Consider the following 26805-nt stretch of genomic DNA (forward strand, 5'->3'; position numbering starts at 1 on the left):
ATGAAGAAAAAAGTGCTGGTGGTCGATGATTCTGCATTTATGAGAAAGTTGATCAGTGATTTCATATCTGCTTCAGAAGAAATGGAAGTAGTGGGGATTGCCCGCAACGGAGAGGACGCGCTGGTGAAGATAAAAAAACTTTCACCCGATGTCATCACCCTGGACGTTGAAATGCCGAAACTGAACGGCATAGAGGCATTAAAGAAAATAATGTCCGAATGTCCCGTTCCGGTTGTCATGCTTTCTTCCACTACCAAAGAAGGGGCAGAGGAAACCATTAAAGCGGTCCAGTATGGTGCGGTGGATTTTATTGCAAAACCTTCAGGTACGATCTCACTGGACCTGCATAAGATTCAGGAGGAAATCGTACGCAAGGTGTATTCAGCAAGTCTTGTGCCGATTTCCAAGCTGCTTGGGAATCCTTTTTCAAGCAGCAATTATCCGGAAAAAAGGAATCGTCATAAAGAAATGGCAAATCCCGCTTTAAAATGTGAAGCTGCTCCAAAAATGAATGACAAACAAAACCCTGCGCTTATCCTGATCGGCACCTCAACGGGCGGACCAAGGGCTCTGCAGCATGTGCTGACAAACCTGCCATCCACCCTGGATGCACCTGTCGCGATCGTACAGCACATGCCTCCCGGATTTACGAAATCCCTGGCTGACCGCTTGAACTCGCTGGCCCGTATAACGGTAAAAGAAGCAGAACATGGGGAGTATCTCGAGAAGGGTACGGCCTATATTGCCCCGGGTGGATTTCATATGAGGATAATGAACGATGAATCAAACCTGATGGTCCATTTAACCAAGGAAGAACCTTTGAGAAACGGGCACCGTCCATCGGTTGATGTCTTATTTGAATCAGCAGGAAATCTCGGCGGCTGTAATACAGTTGCGGTAGTGATGACGGGAATGGGAACTGACGGTACAGAAGGCCTGAGGAAGTTGAAAGAGAACGGAAACGTTACAGCGATTGCAGAATCACATGAAACTTGCATCGTTTACGGAATGCCTAAATCTGTAATAGCTGCAAAGCTTGCAGACGAAGTCGTCAATGTAGAAGGAATTGGTCACTCGATAATGAAGTACATGAGGTAGAGAGGTGTAGAACATATGGAAATGAGCCAATATTTAGAAGTCTTTATTGAAGAAAGTAAAGAAAATCTGCAGTCATGCAATGAACAATTGCTTGAATTGGAAAAGAATCCTGAAAATCTATCAATCGTGAATGAAATTTTTCGTGCAGCCCACACCTTGAAAGGTATGTCTGCAACGATGGGATATGAAGATCTCGCAAACCTCACTCATAAAATGGAGAATGTCCTCGACGGGATCAGAAACGAGAAAATATATGTTTCTCCTGAGGTGCTGGATGTGGTCTTTAAATCGGTGGATGATCTTGAAGCGATGGTCCTTTCCATCTCAAACGGAGGAGATGGGAAACGAGATGTAACGGAAGTGGTTGCTTTACTGAATGCCATTGAAAAAGGCGAAGGAATTCCTGCCATCCAAGCGGCTGCTCAATCAGAGACAGCTTCAGCCGTTGCGCAAGAAAAAGCTCCTATTGAATATGAAGCCTACGAACAGACCGTAATCGAACAGTCATATGAACAGGGAATGCAATGTTTTGAACTTTCCGTATCATTGAGGGAAGACTGCCTCCTTAAAGCAGCAAGAGTTTATATGGTCTTTGAAGTGTTGGAGAAAAGCGGGGAAATCATTAAATCAGAACCGTCAGTGGATAAGCTTGAAGAAGAGCAATTTGATCAATCTTTTACCGTTACGCTTATTACGAATGAAGATGCGGTAAGCCTGGAGAAAAAGGTAATGAAAGTTTCAGAAGTGGAAAAAGTTGCCCTTTCGGAAGTAACGCCTGCTGCTCTTAAGGGAAGTAATTCAGTACATACAGATGAAGCAAAGACTACGAGAAAAGAAGAAGGGGATGCACTCGAGAAAGAGAAGTCCCCAAAAGAATTGCAGCCTTCCGCTGCTTCCCCAAAATCCGGTCCGGCAAATAAAACAATAAGAGTGAATATCGAGCGTTTGGATATCTTGATGAATTTATTTGAAGAACTCGTCATTGACCGGGGAAGACTGGAACAGATTTCCCAAGACCTCGGAAATCCTGAATTGAATGAAACGGTTGAAAGAATGACTCGTATTTCCGGGGATTTACAAAATATCATCTTGAATATGAGGATGGTTCCTGTTGAAACAGTATTCAATCGGTTCCCTAGAATGGTACGCCAGCTGGCAAGGGATTTAAATAAAAAAATCAATATTGAAATTATCGGAGCTGAAACCGAACTTGACCGTACTGTTATTGATGAAATAGGAGATCCGCTGGTCCACCTGATCCGTAATGCAATTGATCATGGAATCGAGAAGCCGGATATCCGCTTGAAGAATGGAAAACCGGAAGAAGGTACAGTAAAGCTCAAAGCTTATCACAGCGGAAATCATGTATTCATTGAATTGGAAGATGACGGTGCCGGCATCAATAAACATCGGGTCCTTGAGAAAGCGGTTCAAAAGGGAATCGTCAGTGAAGAAACCGCAGATACACTCACTGATCGTCAAATTTATGAATTGATTTTAGCTTCCGGGTTTTCCACTGCAGAACAAATTTCCGATATATCCGGAAGGGGAGTCGGCCTGGATGTAGTCAAAGCGACGATAGAATCCCTGGGCGGATCAATCACCATAGATTCAACTGAAGGATATGGGTCATTGTTTTCCATACAACTGCCGCTTACCCTCTCTATCATTTCGGTTATGCTGGTTGAAATCGAGAAGGAGAAATACGCGATTCCTTTATCATCCATTATTGAAACAGCCATCGTGAAAAAAGAGGAAATCATGAATGCCCATAATCAAAAAGTGATCGACTTCCGCGGTAAAGTAGTACCGCTTATCTTCCTTGAGGATATTTTTGAAGTGCCAAAAGAAAAAATGGAAGAGGAAGACTATTATTCGACTGTGATCGTTCGCAAAGGGGAAAAGATGGCGGGACTTGTAGTAGATTCCTTTGTCGGACAGCAGGAGATTGTGCTGAAATCACTGGGCAATTATTTAACCGATGTATTTGCCATTTCCGGCGCGACCATTCTCGGAGACGGACAAGTGGCATTGATTGTTGATTGCAATGCATTAATTAAATAGGGAACAGGGGGCAGTCAAAAATGAATGAGACGACTACAATAACAGAAGATCTTAAACTTATCGTATTTCAATTGGTCGATAAGGAATATGCCATTCCTGTCAATCAAGTGCGGTCAATCGAAAAGCTTGAACATATAACGAGGGTTCCCAAGACTCCCGCATATGTAAAGGGAGTCATAAATTTACGCGGAGTCGTCACCCCTATCATCGACTTGCGATCCAAGTTCGGGCTGAGCGCATCGATAACGACCGAGAGCACCAGGGTCATCATCGCTGGGTCTGAGGACAAAGAAGTAGGTTTGATTGTAGATGCAGCCAATGATGTACTGGATGTTTCAAAGGAAGCGGTAGAACCGCCCCCTGAAGTAGTAGGGGTGGTGGAAGCAGAATACATCGGCGGAGTAGTAAAAAAAGACAGAAGGCTGCTTATTTTACTTCACCTCGATAAAATCCTTGAAGCATTGTAGGAGGAGTCCATGGGATATGAACGTACTGTAAACTCATTTCATCTCGATTTACTAAAAGAGATAGGCAATATCGGAGCCGGCCATGCAGCCACAGCATTATCGGTATTACTGGATAAACAGATTGATATGAAAGTCCCCAGTGTTAAAATCGTTTCTTTTGATGAAATGATGGAAATGGCCGGCGGTGCTGACAATGTGGTGGTAAGCATCTTTCTGAGGATAGAAGGCGACGCTCCGGGCAGCATGTTTTTTATTCTCTCCCTCGATCAGGCAGAAGCTTTTATACAATCCATGCTCCGCGATGATCAATTTTCTTTTGAAGACAGAAACCCTTCCGAACTGGGCCTGTCGGCCATGCAGGAATTGGGAAATATACTTTCCGGATCTTATCTTTCTTCACTGGCGGACTTTACACAGCTGAACCTGCAGCCTTCTGTACCATCTTTGACAATGGATATGGCTGGGGCAGTCATTAGTTTCGGCTTGATCGAAATCTCTCAGGTGAGTGATTATGCAATTGTAATCGATACTGCCATAAAAGAGGTGGGAGCGGGATCTGAAAGTGTGAACGGTCATTTCTTCCTGCTCCCCGATCCCGATTCACTTCATGTCATATTTCAATCGCTTGGAGTAAAAGGATGACACTGATAGAAACTGTCGTAAAAGTAGGCATCGCTGATTTGAATACTGTAAGGCGCATCGGTTCGATACGAACTACGGGATTGGGTTCTTGTGTAGGGGTCGTTTTATATGACGATACCGTACGGATTGCCGGCATGGTGCATGTCATGCTCCCAAGTTCCACGATTGCCAAAGAGAAGCCGCTGAACTCAGCTAAATATGCAGATTCAGGCGTGGAGGAATTGATTCGCAGACTGAAGGGGATGGGGGCTGCCATCCACCGGCTGAAGTGTAAAATGGCCGGAGGAGCCCAGATGTTTCAGCTCTCATCAAAGAGCGACTTGATGAGAATTGGTCCCCGGAATGTAGAAGCTGTGAGAGAAATACTTGAGAAAAACAACATACCCGTCATCGGGGAGGATGTAGGAGGAAGCAAAGGGAGGACAATTGAATTCTTTGTTTCGGATTTCACCCTGCAGGTAAGGACCGTGAATGAGGGAATTAAACTATTGTAGGTCAAAAATTTATGGAGGAGGAGTCTTATGTCTCAGCAGCCCGCTCGAACCGAGGAACAACACTATTGGGATAAATGGATATCAAACCGCGATACAGAGGCGGGTGATTTGTTGGTGAAGAAATATATGCCACTTGTGTCCTACCATGTCGCGCGGATTTCAGTCGGTCTGCCTAAAAACGTCTCGAGAGAAGATATTAAAAGTCTCGGGTTGATGGGATTACTCGACGCCCTTCAAAAATTCGACCCTTCCAGGGATTTGAAATTTGATACATATGCTTCATTCCGGGTAAGGGGAGCAATCCTCGATGGTTTACGGAAAGAAGATTGGCTCCCCCGATCGACACGGGATAAAGCCAAAAGAATCGAATCGAAAATCCTTGAACTTGAACAAAGGCATCTCAGACATGTAAGTGCAGAAGAAGTAGCAAGGGAATTGGAAATGTCAGCAGAGGATGTCTATCAGACAACCAATGAACATTTTTTTGCCAATGTATTATCCATGGATGACCAGCTGAAAGATGAAGAGCATGAGACCCAGAGTTATTCATTGAAGGATCATAAAACACTCTCCCCCGAAGAGGAAATCTTAAAAGGGGAGAGTTTGACAGAGCTGGAACTGACCATTGGAAAACTATCAGAAAAAGAACAACTTGTGTTAAGTTTATTTTATAAAGAGGAATTGACGCTGACAGAGATCGGTGAAATCATGAAACTTTCGACGTCCAGGATTTCACAAATACATTCAAAAGCCATTTTTAAATTGCGAAACCTTCTTGACTCCTGACTGTCTGAAAGGAGTAATAACAGAGTAGATTTGTGAGACTGAAAGGCTGTTCCTGTCTTCTTATGAAAAAGGACAGTCTTTTTTATGCCAAAATTAAGAAAAGGTGATATCATGTCCACTTTTTTGTTGTTTGTATCGTTTCTCCTCAATATCATTTGTCTCCTTGCCATCGTCATTCTCTATACAAGGCAGAACAGGTATGTTGATTTGGAAAGGCGCCAGGGGAAAATGATTGAAGAGATGGAAGAAACGATATCAGCATACCTCATAGAAATGAAAGAAGAGAATGATGCTTTTATTGAAAGTTTCCATAAACGGGAAGGCAGCAGTGCTGCAAGAGGTACAGACCCTGAGGGACATACCGGAGCTCATTCTGCTGATGAAAAACCCTTTTCACCCGCCAATAAACGCCTTAATGCTGCAAAAGCGTATAAGAATAATTCTTCAGGCGAAGTGTCGGATCCCGGGGAAGGCTGGTCCCCGCCGCTTCCTGACTCATTTGGAACAGACGAAGAAGGAACCCTTACAGCGCAGGTATTAAAGTTTTACGAAAAGGGACAGTCGGTTGAAGATATAGCAAAAAAACTCGGAAAAGGAAAAACCGAGATTGAACTTCTTATTAAATTTAATCAAAAGTCGTAATAAATCCTTGATTGGGCAAAAGAGGTATGCTATAGTATTCATGGTGTGACTACACACGTTTCTCGATTGAGTGGATGGTGCTATTCAGCAGGATAGTTTCTGCTCCAAGATGACGGAAACGGAGGAGAAAAATTAAAACCATTAGGAGGAAACACACATGTCAGTAATTTCTATGAAACAATTACTAGAAGCTGGTGTACATTTCGGACATCAGACTCGCCGTTGGAACCCGAAAATGAAGAGATACATCTTCACAGAGCGTAACGGCATCTACATCATCGACCTTCAAAAGACAGTTAAGAAGGTAGAAGAAGCTTATAACTTCGTAAAAGAATTAGCTGGTAACGGCGGTAAAGTTCTTTTCGTTGGAACTAAGAAGCAAGCACAGGAATCTGTTAAAGACGAAGCAGAACGTGCAGGCATGTACTACATCAACCAACGCTGGTTGGGTGGAACACTTACTAACTTTGAAACAATTCAAAAGCGTATTGCACGTCTTAAAGAAATCGAAAAGATGGAAGAAGACGGAACATTTGATGTGCTTCCAAAGAAAGAAGTAGTTCAACTTAAGAAAGAACACGAACGCTTGGTTAAATTCCTAGGCGGAATCAAAGATATGAATACACTGCCTGATGCACTATTCATCATCGACCCTCGTAAAGAGCGTATTGCTGTAGCAGAAGCTCGTAAATTGAACATCCCAATCGTGGGTATTGTTGATACAAACTGTGACCCGGATGAAATCGATGTTGTCATCCCTGCGAATGACGATGCGATCCGTGCAGTTAAGCTTCTTACGGGTAAAATGGCAGATGCTATTTTAGAAGCTAAGCAAGGTGAAGAAGCAGCTGTAGCAGCTGAGTAATCATTAGAAGGTGATAAGAGGGACTTACCCTTATCACCTTTTTTTAAAGAGTATGCCCCTTCGATATTCGTTAATCAACGGGATATCGGTTCACGACAGAAGTCTTGAAGGCAGTGGAATGAACATGCGTCCTATCGCTAATACTGACTACTGACGAACAAGATTTTTACTGTCTACATAGTTAAACTAAGGAGGAAACCCACTATGGCAATTACTGCACAAATGGTTAAAGAACTTCGTGAAAAAACCGGCGCTGGTATGATGGATTGTAAAAAAGCGTTAACTGAAACTGACGGAGATATGGACAAAGCAATTGATTTCCTTCGTGAAAAAGGAATCGCGAAAGCAGCTAAAAAAGCTGACCGCATCGCTGCAGAAGGTACTACTTTCATTACAAGTGAAGGCAACACTGCAATCATCCTTGAAGTGAATGCTGAAACCGACTTCGTTGCAAAGAACGAAAACTTCCAAAAATTAGTAAGTGAACTTGCGGAGCATTTACTATCTGAAAAACCTGCATCTGTAGAAGAAGCTATGGATCAAAAGATGAAAAATGGTTCTACAGTTACTGAATTCATCAACACAGCAATTGCAAAAATCGGTGAAAAAATCACTTTGCGCCGTTTTGAAATCCGCACAAAAGGCGATAATGCAGCTTTTGGTGAGTACCTGCACATGGGAGGCCGCATCGGCGTTCTTTCTGTAGTTGAAGGTACAACTGATGCAGATGTAGCGAAAGACGTAGCTATGCACGCAGCTGCTTTAAATCCTAAATATGTTTCTCGTGATCAAGTATCTGCTGAAGAAGTAGAGCGTGAGCGTGAAGTTCTTAAGCAGCAGGCACTTAACGAAGGCAAGCCTGAAAATATCGTTGAGAAAATGGTGGAAGGCCGCCTTGGGAAGTATTTTGAAGATATTTGTATCCTTGACCAGGCTTTCGTTAAGAATCCTGACCAAAAAGTACGCCAATATCTTGAGTCCAACAAAGCTACTTTAACAGACTTCATCCGTTACGAAGTTGGTGAAGGTCTTGAAAAGCGTCAAGACAACTTTGCTGAAGAAGTAATGAGCCAAGTTAAGAAGTAATCGGATTAAGGAAGTTATACATCTCTAAGTAGGGAACACCTGGCGTGTTCCCTATTTTTCAAGAAAAATTCTATTACATATGGAGGTTCCCATGAGCGTTCCTAAATACAAACGTGTCGTTCTTAAACTGAGTGGAGAGGCTCTTGCCGGTAATGACGGCTTTGGCATCAATCCATCAGTGATTAAAAACGTAGCAGAAGAAGTGAAAGAAATTGCCGAGCTGGGTGTGGAAGTTGCCGTTGTGGTTGGCGGGGGAAACATCTGGCGTGGTAAAATAGGTAGTGAAATGGGAATGGATCGTGCATCGGCAGACTATATGGGGATGCTTGCGACCGTCATGAATTCCCTTGCCCTTCAGGACAGCCTGGAGCAGATCGGAATCGAAACCAGAGTCCAGACTTCAATTGATATGCGTCAAGTTGCAGAACCTTATATCAGAAGGAGAGCCATACGTCATTTAGAGAAAAAACGGGTTGTCATCTTTGCTGCAGGTACGGGGAACCCTTACTTCTCAACTGATACAACAGCAGCTCTGCGTGCAGCTGAAATCGAAGCCGAAGTAATCCTTATGGCGAAAAATAATGTTGACGGTGTCTATTCCGCAGATCCTAAAAAGGATGAATCAGCAGTCAAGTATGAGGAACTTTCTTACTTGGATGTACTGAAAGAAGGACTTGCTGTTATGGATTCCACTGCATCATCCTTATGTATGGACAATGACATACCACTTATTGTATTTTCTATTATGGAAGACGGAAATATCAAAAGAGCCATTACAGGTGAAAATATTGGAACAATCGTTAGGGGGAAAGCATAATGCCGAATACAATCATTGCAAATGCAAAGGAAAGAATGACAAAAGCCATTCAAACATTTTCCCGGGAATTGGCGAGCATCCGTGCGGGAAGAGCCAATGCTTCGTTGCTTGATAAAATCACAGTTGATTATTACGGTGCTCCGACGCCCGTAAATCAATTGGCTGGTATCTCTATTCCAGAAGCAAGAATGCTTGTTATTCAACCGTATGATAAATCAGCGTTGGGCGATATCGAGAAGGCAATACTGAAGTCAGACTTGGGAATCACACCGACTAGTGATGGTAATATCCTTCGCATCGTGGTTCCTGCATTGACGGAAGAGCGCCGTAAAGAACTTGTCAAACTGGTTAAAAAAGAAGCAGAAGATGCAAAAGTAGCAATCCGTAACATCCGTCGCGATGCAAATGACGATTTGAAAAAGAAAGAGAAAAATGGGGATATCACGGAAGACGATCTTCGCGGATACTCTGACGATGTGCAAAAAGCTACAGACGAAAGCATTGCAAAAATCGATAACATTGCAAAAGAGAAAGAAAAAGAAATCTTAGAAGTCTGATCCAATTTATAAAATGAAGGGGCTGTCCAATAAGTGAACTCAAATTCCTTATCGGACAGCCCTTTTTAATACATAATATTTAAATGAATAAATTTCCAAACTAATTATCTCTGATTCCTGTACATTCCGGCTTTTGATTGGAGTGCAAGACGAAGACTCCTATAAGAAAAGAGGAAGGGCTTTGAAGAGAGGGGTTTGGCATAAGACGAATTGGCTTAGAAGGCGTTCTTTACCTTCTTGGCGGTTTGACTTATGACCTCGAGGGGCTAGCCGCCGGAGCTGGACAGGAAACTGTTGCGAGAATGCCGGGAGGCTCACGGGTCACCGGAGGAAAGCGATGTCCTGCACGGAAATCAACAGCGGTGTTCAAGGGAAATTCTAAATATACTCAACAAGTAGATAATGATGCATAAAGGATTTTCTTGAAGATATCTTCTTTGTTTTTTGATATGATAGTATAGGTAAATATTTTTTGGATTGTTGGTGGAGGAAATCTTATGCTAAACAAGCTTAAACAATGGAAACGACAACAAAATAGTGAAGATGTTGATGAACGCTTCCAGGAACTGGTGAAGCATCCCATCCCGGGACATGTTGCCATCATCATGGACGGCAACGGCCGCTGGGCTCAGAAAAGAGCTCTACCAAGAGTTGCGGGTCACCACGAAGGGATGAAATGCGTACGCAGAATTACGAAACTGGCAAATGAGTTAGGGATAGAAGCTTTGACTTTATATGCATTTTCGACCGAAAACTGGAAACGTCCCAAGATGGAAGTAGAGTTTCTTATGAAACTTCCGGAAGAATTCCTGGGCACGTTCCTGCCTGAACTGGTTGAAGAAAATGTGCAGGTGAAGATGATGGGAAATAAAGAAGATATCCCTCCGCATACATTAAAAGCAGTAAGCAAGGCAATTGAAGCGACGAAGGACAATGATGGCCTTATTTTGAACTTCGCCTTGAATTATGGAAGCCGTGCAGAAATACTTGATTCGATTAGACATGTCTTAAATGACATTCAAAATGGCATACTAGATGAAAAACAATTGAATGAGGAAATTTTTTCAACTTATTTGATGACCAAAGAGTTGAAAGATCCTGATCTGCTGATCCGTACAAGCGGTGAGATTCGATTGAGTAATTTTATGCTTTGGCAGCTGGCATACACGGAATTTTGGTTTACTGAGTGTTTATGGCCGGATTTTGGTAAAGAACAGTTTACTGAAGCAATTGAAGCGTATCAAGGTCGTTCAAGAAGGTTCGGCGGTATAAAAAGTGAGGAATCATAATGAAACAAAGAATCATCACTGCAATCATTGCAGCAGCGGTATTTTTACCCATCATCCTTTATGGTAAATCTCCATTTATCATATTGATGTACCTGATTGCGTCAATAAGTCTCTATGAAGCACTGAAGATGAGAGGGTTTAAAATCTATTCCATACCGGGATTGATATCTCTGGGAATATTATGGGTATTCTTAATACCCGATCTATACATAGGGGTCATCAGCAATATCGGCTATTCGAAGATTGAGCTTTCTTTTTTCGCAGTCTTGATATTTCTGACTTTTACAGTCATTACAAAGAATCGATTTACTTTTGATGATGTGGCTTTTGCGTTACTGAGTGTTTTGTATGTCGGGATCGGATACTATTATTTCATGGAGATCCGACTTGAAGAGGGCGTTCAGTTTGTGTTTTATGCCCTGTTCATTATCTGGGCTACTGACTCAGGGGCTTACTTCATCGGTAAGGCGATCGGAAAGAAAAAGCTTTGGCCCCATATCAGTCCCAATAAAACGATCGAGGGATTCCTCGGCGGAGTGGTATGTGCCATCATCGTCGGGGTCATCATGACTTTCTTCAGTGACTTGGATATGTCGATACCAAAATTGATCGTGGTCACGGCCATACTATCAATTTTTGGTCAGATGGGGGATTTGGTAGAGTCAGCGTTGAAACGTCATTATAAAGTGAAGGATTCGGGTCACTTATTACCGGGACACGGAGGAATGCTGGACCGGTTTGACAGTCTATTATTTGTTTTACCCCTTCTTTATTTCCTTTTATAAAAAGATATGAAGGGCACGAGCGGGAGGAGAGTAAGTATTGAAAAAAATTAGTTTGATGGGCGCAACGGGTTCAATCGGGACTCAGACCCTTGAGGTAATAAGAGAACACCCTGAAGAATTCAAGCTGACTGCTTTTTCAGCAGGGAAGAATATCGATGAAGCAAGAAAGATGATTGCAGAATTCAACCCCCTTCTGGTATCTGTTCAGCTTAAAGAAGATGCTGACAAACTTAGGAATGAGGTTTCTGCAGGCGTTAAAATTTTATCGGGGGAAGAAGGACTGGTTCAGGTGGCATGCCATCAGGATTCAGATATCCTTGTTAACGCGGTGCTTGGCAGTGTCGGGCTCTATCCGACGCTTCAGGCAATTGAAGCAGGCAAAACAATTGCAATCGCCAATAAAGAGACGCTGGTAACAGCCGGCCATATTGTGATGGAAGCAGCAAAAGAAAAGGGTGTGGCATTATTACCTGTCGACAGCGAACACTCTGCGATCTTCCAAGCACTTCAAGGGGAAAAAGAAAAGAATATCGATAAATTGATCATCACCGCTTCAGGGGGAAGCTTCAGGGACCGTTCACGGGAAGACCTTGTGGGGGTCACGGTTAAAGAGGCACTCAATCATCCGAACTGGTCGATGGGTGCTAAAATCACCATTGATTCGGCATCGATGATGAATAAGGGGCTTGAAGTGATAGAGGCACATTGGCTGTTCGACATGCCTTACGATAAAATAGACGTATTGCAGCATAGGGAAAGTATCATTCACTCAATGATACAATTCCACGATACTTCCGTCATGGCCCAGCTGGGCACACCGGATATGCGCGTCCCGATCCAATACGCTTTGACATACCCTGACCGCTTGGAACGCAACGAAGCAAAGAGGCTGGATTTGGCTGAGATCGGGAAACTGCATTTTGAGAAAATGGATTTCGAACGTTTTCGATGCCTTAAATTTGCTTATGAAGCAGGACGTACCGGCGGGAGCATGACAACGGTTTTGAATGCAGCCAACGAAGCGGCGGTTTCCTTATTCCTGGAAGAGAAAATATCGTTCCTCGGTATTGAAGATTTGATTGAAAGAGCTTTAGATGAGCATGAAGTGATTCAGAATCCAGATCTCGAGACCATTCGCGAAATTGATGGACAAACAAGATCAGCCGTTTCACGGTGGATTTAAATAACAGGCTTGTGCATGATTGCTTGTACATTGACGTAGTATTATAAGAGACATTTTTTCGTTGAACATTTGTACTTATCAGGCCTGAAGAGACCAGGTTATTAAAAGGTGGTTTTTTATTTGCAAACAGTAATTGCCTTTATCGTTATTTTTGGCGCTTTAGTTTTCTTTCATGAACTTGGCCACTTGATTTTCGCTAAGCGTGCAGGCATATTATGCCGTGAATTTGCGATAGGTTTTGGCCCTAAAGTGTTTTCTTTCAAAAAAGATGAAACGACATACACAATCAGACTCCTGCCACTCGGAGGTTTCGTCCGTATGGCCGGTGAAGACCCGGAAATGGTTGAATTGAAGGCTGGACATCGAATCGGTCTTGTGATGGACGGAGATGAAAAGATAAAAAAAATCGTCCTGAATAATAAAGACCGATACCCGAATATACGGGTAATCGAAGTGGAAGACGCTGATTTGGAGCATGGATTGTTTATCCGGGGATATGAGGAAGATGAAGATGAAATCCTGAAGAAATTTGACATTTCCCGGGAGGCTGTCTTCGTTGAAGACGGTGTTGAAACACAAATTGCACCATGGGACCGGCAGTTTGCTTCTAAATCCCTGCCGAAACGGGCAATGGCCATTTTTGCAGGTCCACTATTCAACTTTATTCTGGCATTCTTTATCTTTCTGCTTGTCGGACTCCTGCAGGGCGTGCCTACAAATGATCCGGTACTGGGGAATCTGACTGACGACGGAGCAGCCAGGGAAGCGGGACTTCAGAAGAATGATGTTGTCCAAAGCATCGATGGTAAAGAAATTTCTACCTGGGAAGACATCGTGACTGTGATCCAAAAGCACCCCGGCGATGAACTAAACTTCATCGTTGAGCGAGGCGGAACTACAGAAGAGCTTTCCGTCACACCTAAACCCCAGGAAGTAGAAGGTAAAGAAATTGGTATTATAGGGGTGCACAGTCCAGTTGAGAAATCTCCTTTGAAAGTGGTAACCAATAGTGCAGAGCAGACGTATGAATGGACAAAGATGATATTCGTCCTGCTTGGAAAGCTTGTGTCGGGTGAATTCTCGATCGATGCGCTGTCAGGACCGGTTGGAATTTATCAGTCTACAGATGTTGTAGCCAAATCCGGAATTTTCTATTTGATGAGATGGGCAGCTATTTTGAGCATCAATTTAGGTATCATGAACTTACTCCCGATACCTGCTCTTGACGGCGGACGACTTCTTTTCTTTGCAATTGAAGCGGTACGTGGAAAACCGGTCGACCGTCAAATGGAAGGGATGGTCCATTTTGTAGGGTTCGCTCTCTTGATGGTGCTCATGCTGGTTGTCACGTGGAATGATATACAACGATTCTTTTTGTAAGAAATACCATTCTTTAAGGATATCGGAAGACTCACAGGCAGTTTCTACCTCTTTCTACTAAAAATGAGGGTAGTACTGCCTGTTCATTTAAGATAAAATGGAGAAGGGAATGGAGAGTGTTTCTCCGTTCTTTTCTTATGAATTACATATTTTCATTTTCAAATATATTATCTGGTAACTGAGGTGCTAATAAATGAAGCAACGTAATACTTTGATCCCTACCCTGAAAGAAATTCCGGCAGATGCTGATATAAAAAGTCACCAGCTATTGCTGCGTGCAGGATACATCCGGCAAAATGCAAGCGGAATATACAGTTTTCTTCCTCTAGGTAAAAGAGTATTGAAAAAAGTTGAGGAAATTGTCCGTGAAGAATTAGATGCCGTCGGGGCAGCAGAACTATTGATGCCCGCACTCCAGCCATCCGAGTTATGGAAAGAGTCAGGAAGATGGGGCACATACGGACCTGAACTGATGCGCATGAATGACCGCCATGATCGTGAGTTCGCACTTGGGGCAACCCATGAAGAAATGATTACTAGTATCGTAAGAGATGAAATAAAGTCCTATAAGCGGCTTCCTCTTACGCTTTATCAAATCCAGACGAAATACAGGGATGAAAAGCGTCCGCGTTTTGGATTGCTGCGCGGACGGGAATTTGTGATGAAGGATGCCTATTCATTCCATTCATCAGCAGAAAGCCTCGATGATACGTACGAGCAAATATTCCAGGCCTATACAAATATTTTTACGCGCTGCGGGCTGAATTTCAGGGCGGTAATCGCCGATTCCGGTGCAATGGGCGGTAAGGACACTCATGAATTCATGGTTCTGTCTGAAGTCGGAGAGGATACGATTGCCTATTCTGATCAATCCACATACGCGGCAAATATCGAAATGGCTGAAGTAATTGATTCGTATTCATCTTCAAATGAGGACATGAGGGACACAGAAAAAGTCGCGACCCCGGGTGTCAAGACGATAGAAGAAGTGGCTTCTTTCCTTGAAGTATCTAGAGAGAATTGCATCAAGTCACTGCTCTTTAAAGTGGACGAAGAATTTGTATTGATTCTTTCACGCGGTGATCACGAAATAAATGACATTAAAGTGAAGAATTTCATGAATGCCGAATCAGTGGAACTTGCTTCTGCTGAAGAAACGAAAGAAATCATGGGGTGCACTGTCGGTTCGATCGGCCCTTGTACTGCAGGGGACAAGATAAAGATTGTCGCAGACCAGGCTGTCAAATATGTCCGCAACGGTATTGCGGGTGCGAATGAGGAAGGGTATCACCTGGTCAATGTGAATCCTGAGCGTGACTTCCAGGCTGCAGTATTCGGTGACTTACGTTTCATCCAGGAGGGTGACCCTTCACCGGATGGAAAAGGTACCATTTCATTTGCAAAGGGAATCGAAGTAGGCCACGTCTTTAAGCTTGGCACAAGATATTCAGATGCCATGAACAGTACGTATCTTGATGAAAACGGCCGTGCTCAATCCATCATCATGGGCTGCTACGGCATCGGGGTTTCACGTACTCTTGCAGCGGTGGCAGAACAATATAATGACGATAGAGGTCTGGTGTGGCCATCCGATTTATCACCATATGATCTTCATTTGATTCCCATCAACATGAAGGATGAGCATCAAGCCAATCTGGCAAACGAACTTTATGAAGAGCTTAGAAAGAACCGTTATGATGTTTTGATGGACGATCGTGCCGAACGTCCCGGGGTCAAATTCGCCGATTCAGATCTGATCGGGCTGCCAATCCGTATCACTGTCGGTAAAAAGGCATCAGAAGGCATTGTTGAATTAAAAGTTAGAAAAACAGGCGACATGCATGAGGTTCACAAAGATGATCTTTTATCGACTCTGATAGATATATTCAAAACACTTTCTTAATATAAAAGGGCTGAACCATTAGGGAAGCAATGATCCTTATCGTCAGCCCTTTTCTTCAGTTATCAACATTACAAATAATTTATAGAAGTGGGGGAAAGGGAAATGGATGAAAAGTCCCTCGGCAAAAAAGAAAGATTTCAACTGCTGTTGCAGCAGCTGGGTCTGACGGAAGATGCATTCGTTAAATACTTTAACAATGCAGAGATAGAAAAACTTTCAGTTTACCGAAGCGAACGGAAGTGGCATTTCAGTTTTACGCTTGAAGAAATGATTCCATGTAAAGTCTGGAGCCGTTTTTCTATGGCCCTTCAGACATCTTTCAAGCATATTGCCAATGTGAGCTTCAGTTTAAAAGTGCTCAATATGGAATTAACCGAACAAGCCATACTTGATTATTGGAGCGAGTGCGTAAAAGAAATCCAGGGGATTTCCCCTCCCCTATTGAAACTGCTCAATACTCAAAAACCTGAAATAATCGGGAACAAAATTGTTGTTAAGGCATCAAACGATACCGAAGCAGCGCAATTAAAAAGAAAGTACGGGGAAATCATTTGTTCAGCATTCGAAAATTTCGGCTTTCCGAGACTGGTGCTTGATGCTGAAGTTGCTAAAATGGATGAACAAAATAATGACTATGAAAAATTCCTTCAAGAAAAAATGAAAGAAGATCAGGAGAGAGCAAAGCAGGCTCTCATTGAAATGGAAAAAGCTGAGAAAGAAGAAGCTTCAGATGCTCCAAGCGGCCCCTTCATGCTTGGTCTTTCAATTAAAGATGATGCTGACTTCAGGAAGATTGAAGATATTTACGATGAAGAAAGACGCATTGCGATTGAAGGGTATGTCTTTGATTGTGAAACAAGGGAACTCAGGAGCGGCAGGACGCTCCTTACCTTCAAAGTAACAGACTATACGAGTTCAATCCTTGTCAAAATGTTCTCCAGGGATAAAGAAGACGCAGCTGTCATGAATAACATGAAAAAAGGTATGTGGGTGCGATGCCGGGGAAGTATCCAAAACGATACATTCGTCAGGGATCTTGTCATGATTGCCAACGACGTTAATGAGATCAAACCTGTACTTCGCCTTGATACTGCCCCATCAGAAGAGAAAAGGGTAGAGCTGCACATGCATTCCCCGATGAGCCAAATGGATGCCGTCAGCTCTGTTTCAAGTCTTGTTGCACAGGCAAAGAAATGGGGACATAAAGCAATCGCGATAACGGATCATGCTGTTGCACAATCATTCCCTGAGGCTTATAGTGCAAGCAGGAAGAATGATATCAAGGTTTTATACGGACTTGAAGCTAACCTCGTGGATGACGGTGTGCCGATCGGATACAACGAAACCGACCGTCCGCTTGAAGATGCCGTTTATGTTGTTTTCGACGTTGAGACTACTGGGCTTTCAGCGGTATACGATACAATCATCGAGCTTGCAGCCGTTAAGATCAAGGACGGCGAGATCATCGATCGTTACGAGTCCTTTGCGAATCCGCACCATCCGCTGTCTGCAACCACGATTGATTTAACAGGTATCACAGATGATATGGTCCAGAATGCACCGGAAATCAACGATGTCCTTCATGATTATCATGAATGGGTCGGCGATGACATATTGGTCGCCCACAACGCTTCGTTTGATATGGGGTTCTTGAATGCAGGATATCAAAAGGCAGGTCTCTCCAAGGCGGCTAACCCGGTAATCGATACTTTGGAACTTGCCAGATTGTTATACCCGCAGTTCAAAAACCATCGATTGAATACATTAGCCAAGAAATTTGATGTGGAATTGACCCAGCATCACCGAGCGATCTACGATGCGGAAGCTACCGGATATCTATTATTGAAGATGCTTAAAGATGCCTTTGAAAAAGGCATTGTCAATCATAATCAATTAAACGATTATATGGGTAAAGGCGACGCTTATAAACGCTCAAGACCTTATCACTGCACATTGATTGCCCAAAATGAAGAAGGACTTAAAAATTTATACAAATTGGTGTCCATTTCTCATATGCATTACTTCTACAGAGTTCCAAGAATCCCACGTTCCCAGCTGCAAAAGTACCGTGCAGGTATTCTGGTGGGATCAGGCTGCGATAAGGGCGAAGTGTTTGAAGGCATGATGCAGAAAGGAAAAGCGGAAGTCGAAGACACAGCAGAGTTTTATGACTACTTGGAGGTACATCCGAAAGAGGTCTATCAACACTTGATAGAACTCGATCTGGTGCAAAGTCAGAAGAACCTGGAAGACATCATCAAGAATATCGTTGAGCTTGGTGAAAAGCTCGATAAGCCGGTTGTAGCGACGGGGAATGTTCATTATTTGAATGAAACCGATAAAATATACCGCCAGATCCTCGTAGGGTCTCAGGGCGGGGCAAATCCGTTAAATCGACACTCGCTGCCGGATGTGCACTTCAGGACAACCAATGAGATGCTTGATTGCTTCTCTTTCCTTGGCAAGGAGAAAGCTAAGGAGATTGTCGTTGAAAATTCCAATAAGATTGCGGATATGGTCGATGTGATCAAACCTATCAAAGATGATTTATATACACCAAAAATCGAAGGTGCAGATGAAGAAATGCGCCGGATGAGTTATGCGATGGCGAGGAGCATATATGGAGAAGAACTGCCGGAAATTGTGGAAGCCAGGCTTGAAAAAGAACTCAAGAGTATCATCGGCCATGGATTCGCGGTCATTTATTTGATCTCACATAAACTGGTTAAAAAATCGCTGGATGATGGATATCTTGTCGGCTCCCGGGGATCTGTCGGTTCTTCCTTCGTAGCGACAATGACAGAAATCACCGAAGTAAACCCGCTTCCTCCGCATTATGTGTGCCCGGCATGCAAGAAATCGGAGTTCTTTGATGATGGTTCTGTCGGTTCAGGCTTTGACCTGCCGAATAAAGACTGTCCTGAGTGTGGACACGCATATAAAAAAGATGGACATGACATTCCGTTTGAAACCTTCCTTGGTTTCAAGGGGGACAAAGTCCCGGATATCGACCTGAACTTCTCGGGTGAGTATCAGCCTCAGGCTCATAATTACACAAAAGTGCTGTTCGGGGAAGATAATGTCTACCGTGCAGGGACAATCGGAACCGTTGCAGAAAAAACTGCCTATGGATATGTCAAAGGCTACGCGAATGACAATGCATTGCAAGTCAGGGGAGCGGAAATAGACAGGCTGGTAAGTGGATGTACAGGGGTCAAACGGACGACAGGCCAGCATCCCGGCGGGATCATCGTAGTCCCGGACTATATGGATATCTTTGATTTCTCCCCAATCCAATTCCCGGCAGATGACCAGAATTCAGAATGGAGAACGACTCACTTTGACTTCCATTCCATCCATGATAACTTGCTGAAACTGGACATACTGGGTCACGATGACCCGACTGTCATCAGAATGCTGCAGGATTTATCCGGGATCGACCCTAAAACGATTCCAACCGATGACCCGGAAGTAATGAAAATTTTCAGTGGAACAGAGTCATTGGGTGTTACAGAAGATCAAATCATGTGTAAAACCGGAACACTCGGGATCCCTGAATTCGGTACCCGGTTTGTACGTCAGATGCTTGAAGATACAAAACCTACTACGTTCTCGGAACTTGTCCAGATTTCAGGACTTTCACACGGAACCGATGTATGGCTTGGGAATGCCCAGGAATTGATTCACAACAATATATGCAACCTGAGTGAAGTAATCGGCTGCCGTGACGATATCATGGTGTACCTAATCTATCAGGGGCTTGAGCCGTCCCTTGCGTTTAAGATCATGGAATTCGTGCGTAAAGGAAAAGGCCTGCAGGATGAATGGGTAGAGGAAATGAAGAATAATGGTGTCCCTGACTGGTATATCGATTCATGCCTCAAAATTAAATACATGTTCCCGAAAGCCCATGCGGCAGCGTACGTGCTTATGGCTGTGAGGATCGCTTATTTCAAGGTTCATCATGCTTTACTTTACTACGCAGCTTACTTTACGGTAAGGGCAGAGGATTTTGATATTGAAGCAATGGTGAGAGGCTCCCAGGCTGTGCGTGCGAAGATCGAGGAGATCAACAGCAAGGGTCTGGATGCTTCACCGAAAGAAAAGAATACATTGACAGTTCTGGAACTTGCACTTGAAATGTGTGAGAGGGGCTACAAATTTCAAAAGGTGGATCTTTACCGATCGCATGCTTCAGAGTTCATCATCGATGGCGATTCCTTGATTCCTCCGTTCAATTCCATACCGGGACTCGGTACGAACGCGGCGATCAATATTGTGAAGGCGCGTAAAGACGGTGAATTCCTTTCTAAAGAAGATCTTCAACAAAGAGGACGGGTGTCGAAGACCATCATCGAGTACCTGGACAATCACGGGTGTCTTGAAAGTCTGCCCGATAAAAACCAATTGTCCCTCTTCTAGCCCCGTCCCATGGGAATTGTTTGCATAAAAATGTGGATTATGGTATATTTTTAGTGGAAATACTAAAGATAGCTCTAAGCAGAAGAGTGGGGTCGCACCCCACTCTTTCGTTATTACATGGGTTTTTTAAGGATTATTTCTAGTCTTGGTGCAAGATTTTCATATAGACCAGGAGGTAAGTATGAGCAAAATTATTACACTAGTAGAAGAACTTGTTACACCCATCCTTGATGACATGTCACTTGAACTCATTGACATGGAATACGTCAAAGAAGGTTCCAATTGGTTCCTTCGTGTTTTTATCGACAAGGATTCCGGTGTGGACATTGAAGAATGCGGTTTGGTCAGCGAACGACTAAGTGAGAAACTGGATGAAATCGATCCGATTCCACATAATTACTTCTTGGAAGTATCTTCTCCAGGAGCGGAGCGTCCTTTAAAGAATGAAAAGGACTTTCAAAAAGCTGTCGGTAAGAATGTTTACGTCAAAACATATGAACCGATCAATGGAGAAAAAGCGTTTGAAGGGACATTACTTTCCTATTCTTCTGAGCAATTATCATTGGAAGTCACCATCAAAACTCGTAAAAAGAAGGTTGAAATCCCATCAGACAAGATTGCGATTGCAAGATTGGCTGTTACATTCTAATCAGGATACAACCGTACTATAAAGGGGGATTACACAAACATGAGCACTCAGTTATTAGATGCTCTAACTGTTTTAGAGAAAGAAAAAGGCATCGCAAGAGATGTGATCATTGAAGCAATCGAAGCCGCTTTGGTGTCAGCTTACAAACGAAACTTCAATCAGGCACAGAATGTCCGCGTAGATTTGAACCTGGATACGGGCACAATGCGGGTATTCGCCCGCAAGGAAGTAGTTGATGAGGTTTTTGATTCTCGTCTTGAAATTTCTGTAGAAGACGCGGCTGAGATCAATCCGAGCTATGAAGTCGGTGATGTAGTCGAACTTGAGGTTACACCTAAAGATTTCGGGCGCATCGCGGCCCAGACAGCAAAGCAGGTTGTCACACAACGTGTAAGGGAAGCAGAACGCGGGATCATTTACTCAGAATTCGTTGATCGCGAAGAAGATATCATGACCGGTATCGTCCAGCGTCAGGACAATAGATTCATTTATGTGGCGCTTGGCAAGATTGAAGCCCTGCTCCCTGTAAGTGAACAGATGCCCAATGAAACTTATAAACCGCATGACAGGATCAAAGTATATATCACCAAAGTCGAGAAAACGACAAAAGGTCCTCAAATCTTTGTTTCCCGAACACACCCAGGATTATTGAAACGCCTGTTTGAGATTGAAGTTCCTGAAATCTTTGACGGTACCGTAGAAATTAAATCGGTGGCCCGCGAAGCAGGTGACAGATCGAAAATTTCCGTTCATGCTGAAAATTCGGAGATTGATCCGGTAGGAGCGTGTGTGGGAACGAAGGGCGCCCGCGTGCAGGCTATCGTAAATGAATTAAAAGGTGAAAAAATTGATATTGTACACTGGTCTGAAGATCCGGTGACTTTTGTTGCAAATGCACTGAGTCCATCCAAAGTGCTGGACGTCCAAGTGAATGAAGAAGAAAAAGCAACAAGAGTGGTCGTACCCGATTATCAGCTGTCTCTAGCAATCGGAAAACGCGGACAGAATGCTCGGCTGGCTGCAAAATTGACAAACTGGAAGATTGATATCAAAAGTGAAACCGATGCACGCGAACTCGGACTCTATCCTCGTGAGGAAGCTTTTCTTCCACAGGATGAAGAAGAAGAGTATGATAACGAACCTTTGAATATTGATTTTGATGATCAAGAGTAAGAGGTGAAAAGCATGGGCAGCAAAAAGATACCATTGCGCAAATGTGTTGCAACAGGGGAAATGAAACCTAAAAAAGATATGATAAGAATTGTCCGATCGAAAGAAGGAGAGATATCGGTCGATCCCACAGGTAAGAAATCGGGACGCGGTGCTTACCTCTCCAAGGACAAGGAAGTTATTTTACAGGCAAAGAAGAAAAACACTTTAGCCAATCAATTACAAGCAAAGATAGACGATTCCGTTTATGATGAATTGATAAGTCTTGTAGAGAAGGAGTAACGTTTAGCGTATGAAACAAGATCGTTGGATGTCACTTTTAGGGTTGGCAAATCGGGCACGGAAGATTATTTCCGGTGAAGAATTGGTGATCAAGGAAGTAAGGAGCGGCCGGGCGAAGCTTGTACTGCTCTCAAAAGATGCTTCCGCAAACACTCAGAAGAAGGTCATGGATAAATGCAAGTCTTACCATGTGCCTGTTAAGTTTGTAGAGGACAGGTATATCCTCGGTCATTCCATCGGCAAAGAAGCCAGGGTAGTTGTGGCATTATCCGATGCAGGTTTTGCCGGTAAATTATCTGATATGCTCGATTGAATCTCAATGGGGGTGAACATATGAGCAAGACGCGAGTTTACGAATATGCAAAAAAATATAATGTTTCAAGCAAAGATGTTATTTCAAAATTAAAGCAATTAAATATTGAGGTATCAAACCATATGGCAACAATAGAAGACGACACCGTGAAAAAGTTAGATTCAATGTTTTCAAGTAATTCTAAAGAGCAGGGTAATAAACCGGCTCAGAATAATTCAAACCAAAAACAGAACACTGCCAAAGAAAATAATTCCTCTTCCAAAGGCAAGGTGAATTCTGCACCGAATAACCGCGATGGAAAGAAGAATGGTCAGCAGTCTCAGTCGAAGGAGAAAAAAGCTTTCAATAATAATAACAATAACAACAATAAGAGAAATAATAAAAATAACAGAAATAACAAACCGAATAAAAACTTCAAGCAGGCACCTCAGCAACAGCAGCCTGCCAAAAAGAAAGAGCTTCCTTCCAAGATTACATTCTCTGAATCCTTGACGGTTGCCGAACTTGCTAAAAAACTTCACAAAGAGCCGTCAGAAATCATCAAGAAACTTTTCATGCTTGGTGTCATGGCGACAATCAACCAAGAATTGGATAAGGATTCAATCGAGTTGATTGCAGGTGAATATGGAGTAGAGGTTGAAGAAGAAATCAAAATCGACACAACCGACCTCGGTGTATATTTCACTGAAGATGAGGAAGCAGAATTACAGGAACGCCCTTCAGTCGTAACCATCATGGGTCACGTCGATCATGGTAAAACGACTCTGCTTGATTCTATCCGTAATACTAAAGTGACAGCAGGCGAAGCCGGCGGAATCACTCAGCATATCGGTGCCTATCAGGTAGAAGTCGAAGGCAAGAAAATCACATTCCTTGACACTCCAGGACATGCTGCCTTCACTACAATGCGTGCACGCGGTGCTCAAGTAACGGATATCGCGATCATCGTCGTTGCAGCTGATGATGGTGTCATGCCGCAGACGGTTGAAGCAATCAACCATGCCAAGGCTGCTGAAGTACCGATTATCATTGCCGTGAATAAGATGGACAAGGAAGCAGCAAACCCTGATAGAGTGATGCAGGAACTCACAGAGTATGAGCTTGTACCGGAAGCATGGGGAGGCGACACAATATTCGTTCCACTGTCTGCTCTTTCCGGGGAAGGGATTGATAACCTTCTTGAGATGATCGTCCTCGTAAGTGAAGTAGAAGAGTTGAAAGCGAACCCTGACCGCCTTGCAAACGGTACAGTCATCGAAGCGCAGCTTGATAAGGGTCGCGGCTCTGTAGCTACCTTATTAGTTCAAAACGGTACACTTAAAATTGGTGATCCGATTGTAGTAGGGAACACCTTCGGACGCGTGCGTGCAATGGTCAATGATCTTGGACGCCGTGTGAAGAAAGTCGGCCCATCGACTCCTGTTGAAATTACAGGTCTTAATGATGTACCTCAAGCAGGGGACCGATTTGTAGTATTTGAGGATGAGAAAACAGCCCGTTCCGTAGGTGAATCACGTGCTTCACAGGCCCTGCAGGCACAGCGCGGAGAAAAATCCAAAGTAAGTCTCGAAAACCTTTTCGAACAAATGAAACAAGGCGAAATGAAGGATCTCAACCTGGTCCTTAAAGCTGATGTTCAAGGTTCAGTGGAAGCTTTGGCTGCTTCATTATTAAAAATTGAAGTTGAAGGTGTCAAGATCAACATCATCCACACTGGTGTCGGGGCGATTAATGAATCTGACATCACTCTTGCTTCCGCTTCCAATGCAATTGTCATCGGATTCAATGTGCGTCCGGATGTCAACGCGAAACGTGCTGCTGAAGCTGAAGGTGTGGAAATCCGCTTACACCGCATCATTTATAAAGTGATGGAAGAAATTGAATCAGCAATGAAGGGTATGCTTGATCCGGAATTTGAAGAAAAAATCATTGGTCAGGCAGAGGTCCGTCAAACGTTCAAAGTGTCTAAAGTCGGAACTATTGCGGGAAGCTATGTAACAGAGGGTAAAATCTCCCGTGACTCCGGTGTCCGTCTGATCCGTGACGGCGTCGTGATCTTTGAAGGTGAACTTGATGCTCTAAAACGATTCAAGGATGATGCGAAAGAAGTTGCGAGAGGCTATGAATGTGGTATTACGATTAAAAACTTCAACGACGTTAAAGAAGGCGATGTAATCGAAGCTTATGTCATGGAGGAAATCACTCGTAAATGATCACTTATGTTGAATGTGAGTGCATGATTCATGATTCTCACTCCCTTAAAGAGAAGAGAGCTGTTTTACAAAGAGTCCTCACTCGCTTAAAACAGAAATATAATGTATCTGTTTCAGAAATCGATCATCAGGAAGTGTGGCAAAGGACAAGGATAGCCATTGTCACCGTCGCTTCCTCGAAAGCATCGAGTGAAAAAGAAATAGAAAATGCATTGAAGTTCATTGATTCTTTTCCCGAATGGGAAAGAACCGATACGACTTGGGAATTGCTGTAAGAGTCATGCCCGCGATTCAACACACATTAATGACAGAAATATGGGGTGATATTGATGAGCCATCGTGCGAATCGAGTTGGCGAGCAAATGAAGAAAGAGCTCAGCGATATTATCGGAAGAAAGATTAAAGACCCGCGTATAGGATTTGTGACTGTTACCGATGTACAGGTATCAGGTGATCTTCAACAGGCAAAAGTATATATTACTGTCCTTGGTGGAGAAGACCAAAGAGAAAATACCTTAAAGGGTCTCGCGAAGGCAAAAGGATTCATCCGTTCTGAAGTTGGACAGAGGGTCCGCCTCCGCAAAACACCTGAGATAATCTTTGAGTTTGATGAATCGATTGAATACGGTAATCATATTGAAACGCTTCTTCGCAAAGTGCAAGATGAACCGGATGAAGATTCACAGAATAAAGACGAGTAAGCAAAGAGGGCTGATTCACGCGGGAATGAATTTCGTGTGGGTCAGTCTTTTTTGAATTTCAGTAAGAATGGAGGATAAGAAGATGAACGGGATCTTGCCATTATGGAAACCAAGGGGCATGACTTCGCATGATTGTGTGTTTAAATTGAGGAAAATACTGAGGACTAAGAAAGTTGGCCATACCGGGACATTGGATCCTGAAGTTTCAGGTGTACTGCCGATTTGCATCGGCAGGGCCACAAAAATAGCTGAATATATTACAGCAGCAGGGAAGACGTACGAAGGAGAAGTGACACTGGGCTCCTCCACAACGACCGAAGACGCCTGGGGAGACGTCGTTGAAACCAAGACTGTAGAACAACCGATAGACAGAGAAAGGGTGCAAGAGATATTAAACGGCTTGACAGGTGAGATCACTCAAACACCCCCGATGTATTCAGCAGTTAAAGTGAATGGCAAAAGACTCTATGAATATGCCCGACAGGGGATTGAAGTGGAACGTCCATCAAGGAAGGTACATATTCACGAATTGCTGCTTAATGGTGACTGGACAGAATTGGAAGGGGAGAATCCATGTTTCTCATTTAAAGTGTCATGCAGTAAAGGGACTTATGTAAGGACCCTTGCTGTAGAAATAGGAAAGCAGCTCGGCTATCCCGCTCATATGTCAGCGCTCACACGTACAAGTTCAGCAGGTCTCTCACAAGACGACTGTTTTACTTTAGAACAGGTGGAGGAATATGCTGAGGGAAATCGGGCTGAAGAGCTTCTGAGTCCCTTGGAATCGGGACTTTCCCATTTGCCGAAAATGGAAATTAGTGATACATTAGCAGAGAAAGTTAAGAACGGTGCCCGCTTAGAAGAACCCGGGAACTGGCCCGGTGATACCGAAGTGGTGATGGTTCATCTTGACCGTGCCATTGCCATCTATCGGCGCCACCCTGAGAAACCCGGGGTAATTAAGCCGGTGAAAGTATTATTCAACGATTAGTGAAAA

General features: G+C 43.5%; 25 protein-coding genes. All 25 read left to right on the forward strand.

Annotation, left to right across the window (positions count from 1 at the left end; genetic code table 11):
• Window positions 1-1098 carry a protein-glutamate methylesterase/protein-glutamine glutaminase gene (locus tag ACKA06_RS03535; RefSeq protein ID WP_198257757.1) on the forward strand — a complete coding sequence of 366 codons (1098 nt, stop codon included), beginning with the start codon at window positions 1-3 and terminating at the stop codon, window positions 1096-1098.
• A gap of 15 nt (window positions 1099-1113) precedes the next feature.
• Entirely contained in the window at window positions 1114-3162 is a 2049-nt protein-coding gene (locus ACKA06_RS03540; RefSeq protein WP_032088813.1) for a chemotaxis protein CheA, read from the forward strand.
• A 20-nt stretch (window positions 3163-3182) separates the two neighbouring features.
• Window positions 3183-3629 carry a chemotaxis protein CheW gene (locus ACKA06_RS03545; protein WP_032088812.1) on the forward strand — a complete coding sequence of 149 codons (447 nt, stop codon included), beginning with the start codon at window positions 3183-3185 and terminating at the stop codon, window positions 3627-3629.
• 9 nt (window positions 3630-3638) lie between these two features.
• Window positions 3639-4271, forward strand: a complete 633-nt coding sequence (locus ACKA06_RS03550) for a chemotaxis protein CheC (protein WP_032088811.1) — start codon at window positions 3639-3641, stop codon at window positions 4269-4271.
• The gene (locus tag ACKA06_RS03555) at window positions 4268-4765 is read left to right on the forward strand and encodes a chemotaxis protein CheD (protein ID WP_032088810.1); all 498 of its coding nucleotides are present in this window, start codon (window positions 4268-4270) and stop codon (window positions 4763-4765) included. Before ACKA06_RS03550 ends, ACKA06_RS03555 begins: the two co-directional genes overlap by 4 nt.
• Window positions 4766-4792: 27 nt before the next feature.
• Complete coding sequence (locus ACKA06_RS03560) at window positions 4793-5551, forward strand: FliA/WhiG family RNA polymerase sigma factor (protein WP_032088809.1); 759 nt, start codon at window positions 4793-4795, stop codon at window positions 5549-5551.
• 84 nt (window positions 5552-5635) lie between these two features.
• Window positions 5636-6193: a hypothetical protein gene (locus tag ACKA06_RS03565; RefSeq protein WP_058298428.1), complete on the forward strand. Its 558-nt coding sequence runs from the start codon at window positions 5636-5638 to the stop codon at window positions 6191-6193.
• Window positions 6194-6350: 157 nt separating this feature from the next.
• Complete coding sequence (gene rpsB / locus ACKA06_RS03570; RefSeq protein ID WP_411159006.1) at window positions 6351-7058, forward strand: 30S ribosomal protein S2; 708 nt, start codon at window positions 6351-6353, stop codon at window positions 7056-7058.
• Between the two features lie 204 nt (window positions 7059-7262).
• The gene (gene tsf / locus ACKA06_RS03575; protein ID WP_032088807.1) at window positions 7263-8144 is read left to right on the forward strand and encodes a translation elongation factor Ts; all 882 of its coding nucleotides are present in this window, start codon (window positions 7263-7265) and stop codon (window positions 8142-8144) included.
• Window positions 8145-8235: 91 nt separating this feature from the next.
• Window positions 8236-8961 (forward strand): UMP kinase, encoded by a 726-nt coding sequence (pyrH, locus tag ACKA06_RS03580; RefSeq protein ID WP_032088806.1) that lies wholly within the window; start codon window positions 8236-8238, stop codon window positions 8959-8961.
• Complete coding sequence (gene frr / locus ACKA06_RS03585; protein WP_032088805.1) at window positions 8961-9518, forward strand: ribosome recycling factor; 558 nt, start codon at window positions 8961-8963, stop codon at window positions 9516-9518. Before pyrH ends, frr begins: the two co-directional genes overlap by 1 nt.
• Window positions 9519-10015: 497 nt before the next feature.
• The gene (locus ACKA06_RS03590; protein WP_032088804.1) at window positions 10016-10807 is read left to right on the forward strand and encodes an isoprenyl transferase; all 792 of its coding nucleotides are present in this window, start codon (window positions 10016-10018) and stop codon (window positions 10805-10807) included.
• Complete coding sequence (locus ACKA06_RS03595; protein ID WP_032088803.1) at window positions 10807-11592, forward strand: phosphatidate cytidylyltransferase; 786 nt, start codon at window positions 10807-10809, stop codon at window positions 11590-11592. The genes ACKA06_RS03590 and ACKA06_RS03595 overlap by 1 nt, the downstream gene beginning before the upstream one ends.
• A gap of 37 nt (window positions 11593-11629) precedes the next feature.
• A complete protein-coding gene (dxr, locus tag ACKA06_RS03600) occupies window positions 11630-12775 on the forward strand; it encodes a 1-deoxy-D-xylulose-5-phosphate reductoisomerase (protein WP_032088802.1) in 1146 nt (381 codons plus the stop codon).
• Between the two features lie 120 nt (window positions 12776-12895).
• Window positions 12896-14155, forward strand: coding sequence for an RIP metalloprotease RseP (gene rseP, locus ACKA06_RS03605; protein ID WP_032088801.1), 1260 nt, complete (start codon window positions 12896-12898; stop codon window positions 14153-14155).
• A gap of 193 nt (window positions 14156-14348) precedes the next feature.
• Window positions 14349-16058 carry a proline--tRNA ligase gene (locus tag ACKA06_RS03610; protein WP_411159007.1) on the forward strand — a complete coding sequence of 570 codons (1710 nt, stop codon included), beginning with the start codon at window positions 14349-14351 and terminating at the stop codon, window positions 16056-16058.
• Window positions 16059-16160: 102 nt separating this feature from the next.
• Window positions 16161-20480: a PolC-type DNA polymerase III gene (locus ACKA06_RS03615; RefSeq protein ID WP_411159008.1), complete on the forward strand. Its 4320-nt coding sequence runs from the start codon at window positions 16161-16163 to the stop codon at window positions 20478-20480.
• Window positions 20481-20661: 181 nt separating this feature from the next.
• A complete protein-coding gene (gene rimP, locus ACKA06_RS03620; protein ID WP_032088798.1) occupies window positions 20662-21129 on the forward strand; it encodes a ribosome maturation factor RimP in 468 nt (155 codons plus the stop codon).
• A gap of 39 nt (window positions 21130-21168) precedes the next feature.
• Window positions 21169-22302 carry a transcription termination factor NusA gene (gene nusA / locus ACKA06_RS03625; RefSeq protein WP_032088797.1) on the forward strand — a complete coding sequence of 378 codons (1134 nt, stop codon included), beginning with the start codon at window positions 21169-21171 and terminating at the stop codon, window positions 22300-22302.
• 12 nt (window positions 22303-22314) lie between these two features.
• Entirely contained in the window at window positions 22315-22581 is a 267-nt protein-coding gene (gene rnpM / locus ACKA06_RS03630; protein ID WP_032088796.1) for an RNase P modulator RnpM, read from the forward strand.
• Window positions 22582-22591: 10 nt separating this feature from the next.
• On the forward strand, window positions 22592-22894 hold the full coding sequence (locus ACKA06_RS03635; protein ID WP_032088795.1) for a YlxQ family RNA-binding protein: 303 nt from the start codon (window positions 22592-22594) through the stop codon (window positions 22892-22894).
• 20 nt (window positions 22895-22914) lie between these two features.
• The gene (infB, locus tag ACKA06_RS03640) at window positions 22915-25107 is read left to right on the forward strand and encodes a translation initiation factor IF-2 (RefSeq protein ID WP_411159009.1); all 2193 of its coding nucleotides are present in this window, start codon (window positions 22915-22917) and stop codon (window positions 25105-25107) included.
• Window positions 25104-25382: a DUF503 domain-containing protein gene (locus tag ACKA06_RS03645; protein WP_058298433.1), complete on the forward strand. Its 279-nt coding sequence runs from the start codon at window positions 25104-25106 to the stop codon at window positions 25380-25382. Before infB ends, ACKA06_RS03645 begins: the two co-directional genes overlap by 4 nt.
• 54 nt (window positions 25383-25436) lie before the next feature.
• Window positions 25437-25808: a 30S ribosome-binding factor RbfA gene (gene rbfA / locus ACKA06_RS03650; RefSeq protein ID WP_032088792.1), complete on the forward strand. Its 372-nt coding sequence runs from the start codon at window positions 25437-25439 to the stop codon at window positions 25806-25808.
• A gap of 82 nt (window positions 25809-25890) precedes the next feature.
• A complete protein-coding gene (truB, locus tag ACKA06_RS03655) occupies window positions 25891-26799 on the forward strand; it encodes a tRNA pseudouridine(55) synthase TruB (protein WP_198257752.1) in 909 nt (302 codons plus the stop codon).
• Window positions 26800-26805: the final 6 nt, after the last annotated feature.

This window comes from Rossellomorea oryzaecorticis (assembly GCF_045897515.1).
Classification (GTDB): domain Bacteria; phylum Bacillota; class Bacilli; order Bacillales; family Bacillaceae_B; genus Rossellomorea; species Rossellomorea enclensis.

Bases quoted from the DNA above. Each gene is read 5' to 3' on its own strand.
- ACKA06_RS03535 (WP_198257757.1), top strand. From the start codon at position 1: ATGAAGAAAAAAGTGCTGGTGGTCGATGATTCTGCATTTATGAGAAAG.
- ACKA06_RS03540 (WP_032088813.1), top strand. From the start codon at position 1,114: ATGGAAATGAGCCAATATTTAGAAGTCTTTATTGAAGAAAGTAAAGAA.
- ACKA06_RS03545 (WP_032088812.1), top strand. From the start codon at position 3,183: ATGAATGAGACGACTACAATAACAGAAGATCTTAAACTTATCGTATTT.
- ACKA06_RS03550 (WP_032088811.1), top strand. From the start codon at position 3,639: ATGGGATATGAACGTACTGTAAACTCATTTCATCTCGATTTACTAAAA.
- ACKA06_RS03555 (WP_032088810.1), top strand. From the start codon at position 4,268: ATGACACTGATAGAAACTGTCGTAAAAGTAGGCATCGCTGATTTGAAT.
- ACKA06_RS03560 (WP_032088809.1), top strand. From the start codon at position 4,793: ATGTCTCAGCAGCCCGCTCGAACCGAGGAACAACACTATTGGGATAAA.
- ACKA06_RS03565 (WP_058298428.1), top strand. From the start codon at position 5,636: ATGCCAAAATTAAGAAAAGGTGATATCATGTCCACTTTTTTGTTGTTT.
- rpsB (WP_411159006.1), top strand. From the start codon at position 6,351: ATGTCAGTAATTTCTATGAAACAATTACTAGAAGCTGGTGTACATTTC.
- tsf (WP_032088807.1), top strand. From the start codon at position 7,263: ATGGCAATTACTGCACAAATGGTTAAAGAACTTCGTGAAAAAACCGGC.
- pyrH (WP_032088806.1), top strand. From the start codon at position 8,236: ATGAGCGTTCCTAAATACAAACGTGTCGTTCTTAAACTGAGTGGAGAG.
- frr (WP_032088805.1), top strand. From the start codon at position 8,961: ATGCCGAATACAATCATTGCAAATGCAAAGGAAAGAATGACAAAAGCC.
- ACKA06_RS03590 (WP_032088804.1), top strand. From the start codon at position 10,016: ATGCTAAACAAGCTTAAACAATGGAAACGACAACAAAATAGTGAAGAT.
- ACKA06_RS03595 (WP_032088803.1), top strand. From the start codon at position 10,807: ATGAAACAAAGAATCATCACTGCAATCATTGCAGCAGCGGTATTTTTA.
- ACKA06_RS03610 (WP_411159007.1), top strand. From the start codon at position 14,349: ATGAAGCAACGTAATACTTTGATCCCTACCCTGAAAGAAATTCCGGCA.
- ACKA06_RS03615 (WP_411159008.1), top strand. From the start codon at position 16,161: ATGGATGAAAAGTCCCTCGGCAAAAAAGAAAGATTTCAACTGCTGTTG.
- rimP (WP_032088798.1), top strand. From the start codon at position 20,662: ATGAGCAAAATTATTACACTAGTAGAAGAACTTGTTACACCCATCCTT.
- nusA (WP_032088797.1), top strand. From the start codon at position 21,169: ATGAGCACTCAGTTATTAGATGCTCTAACTGTTTTAGAGAAAGAAAAA.
- rnpM (WP_032088796.1), top strand. From the start codon at position 22,315: ATGGGCAGCAAAAAGATACCATTGCGCAAATGTGTTGCAACAGGGGAA.
- ACKA06_RS03635 (WP_032088795.1), top strand. From the start codon at position 22,592: ATGAAACAAGATCGTTGGATGTCACTTTTAGGGTTGGCAAATCGGGCA.
- infB (WP_411159009.1), top strand. From the start codon at position 22,915: ATGAGCAAGACGCGAGTTTACGAATATGCAAAAAAATATAATGTTTCA.
- ACKA06_RS03645 (WP_058298433.1), top strand. From the start codon at position 25,104: ATGATCACTTATGTTGAATGTGAGTGCATGATTCATGATTCTCACTCC.
- rbfA (WP_032088792.1), top strand. From the start codon at position 25,437: ATGAGCCATCGTGCGAATCGAGTTGGCGAGCAAATGAAGAAAGAGCTC.
- truB (WP_198257752.1), top strand. From the start codon at position 25,891: ATGAACGGGATCTTGCCATTATGGAAACCAAGGGGCATGACTTCGCAT.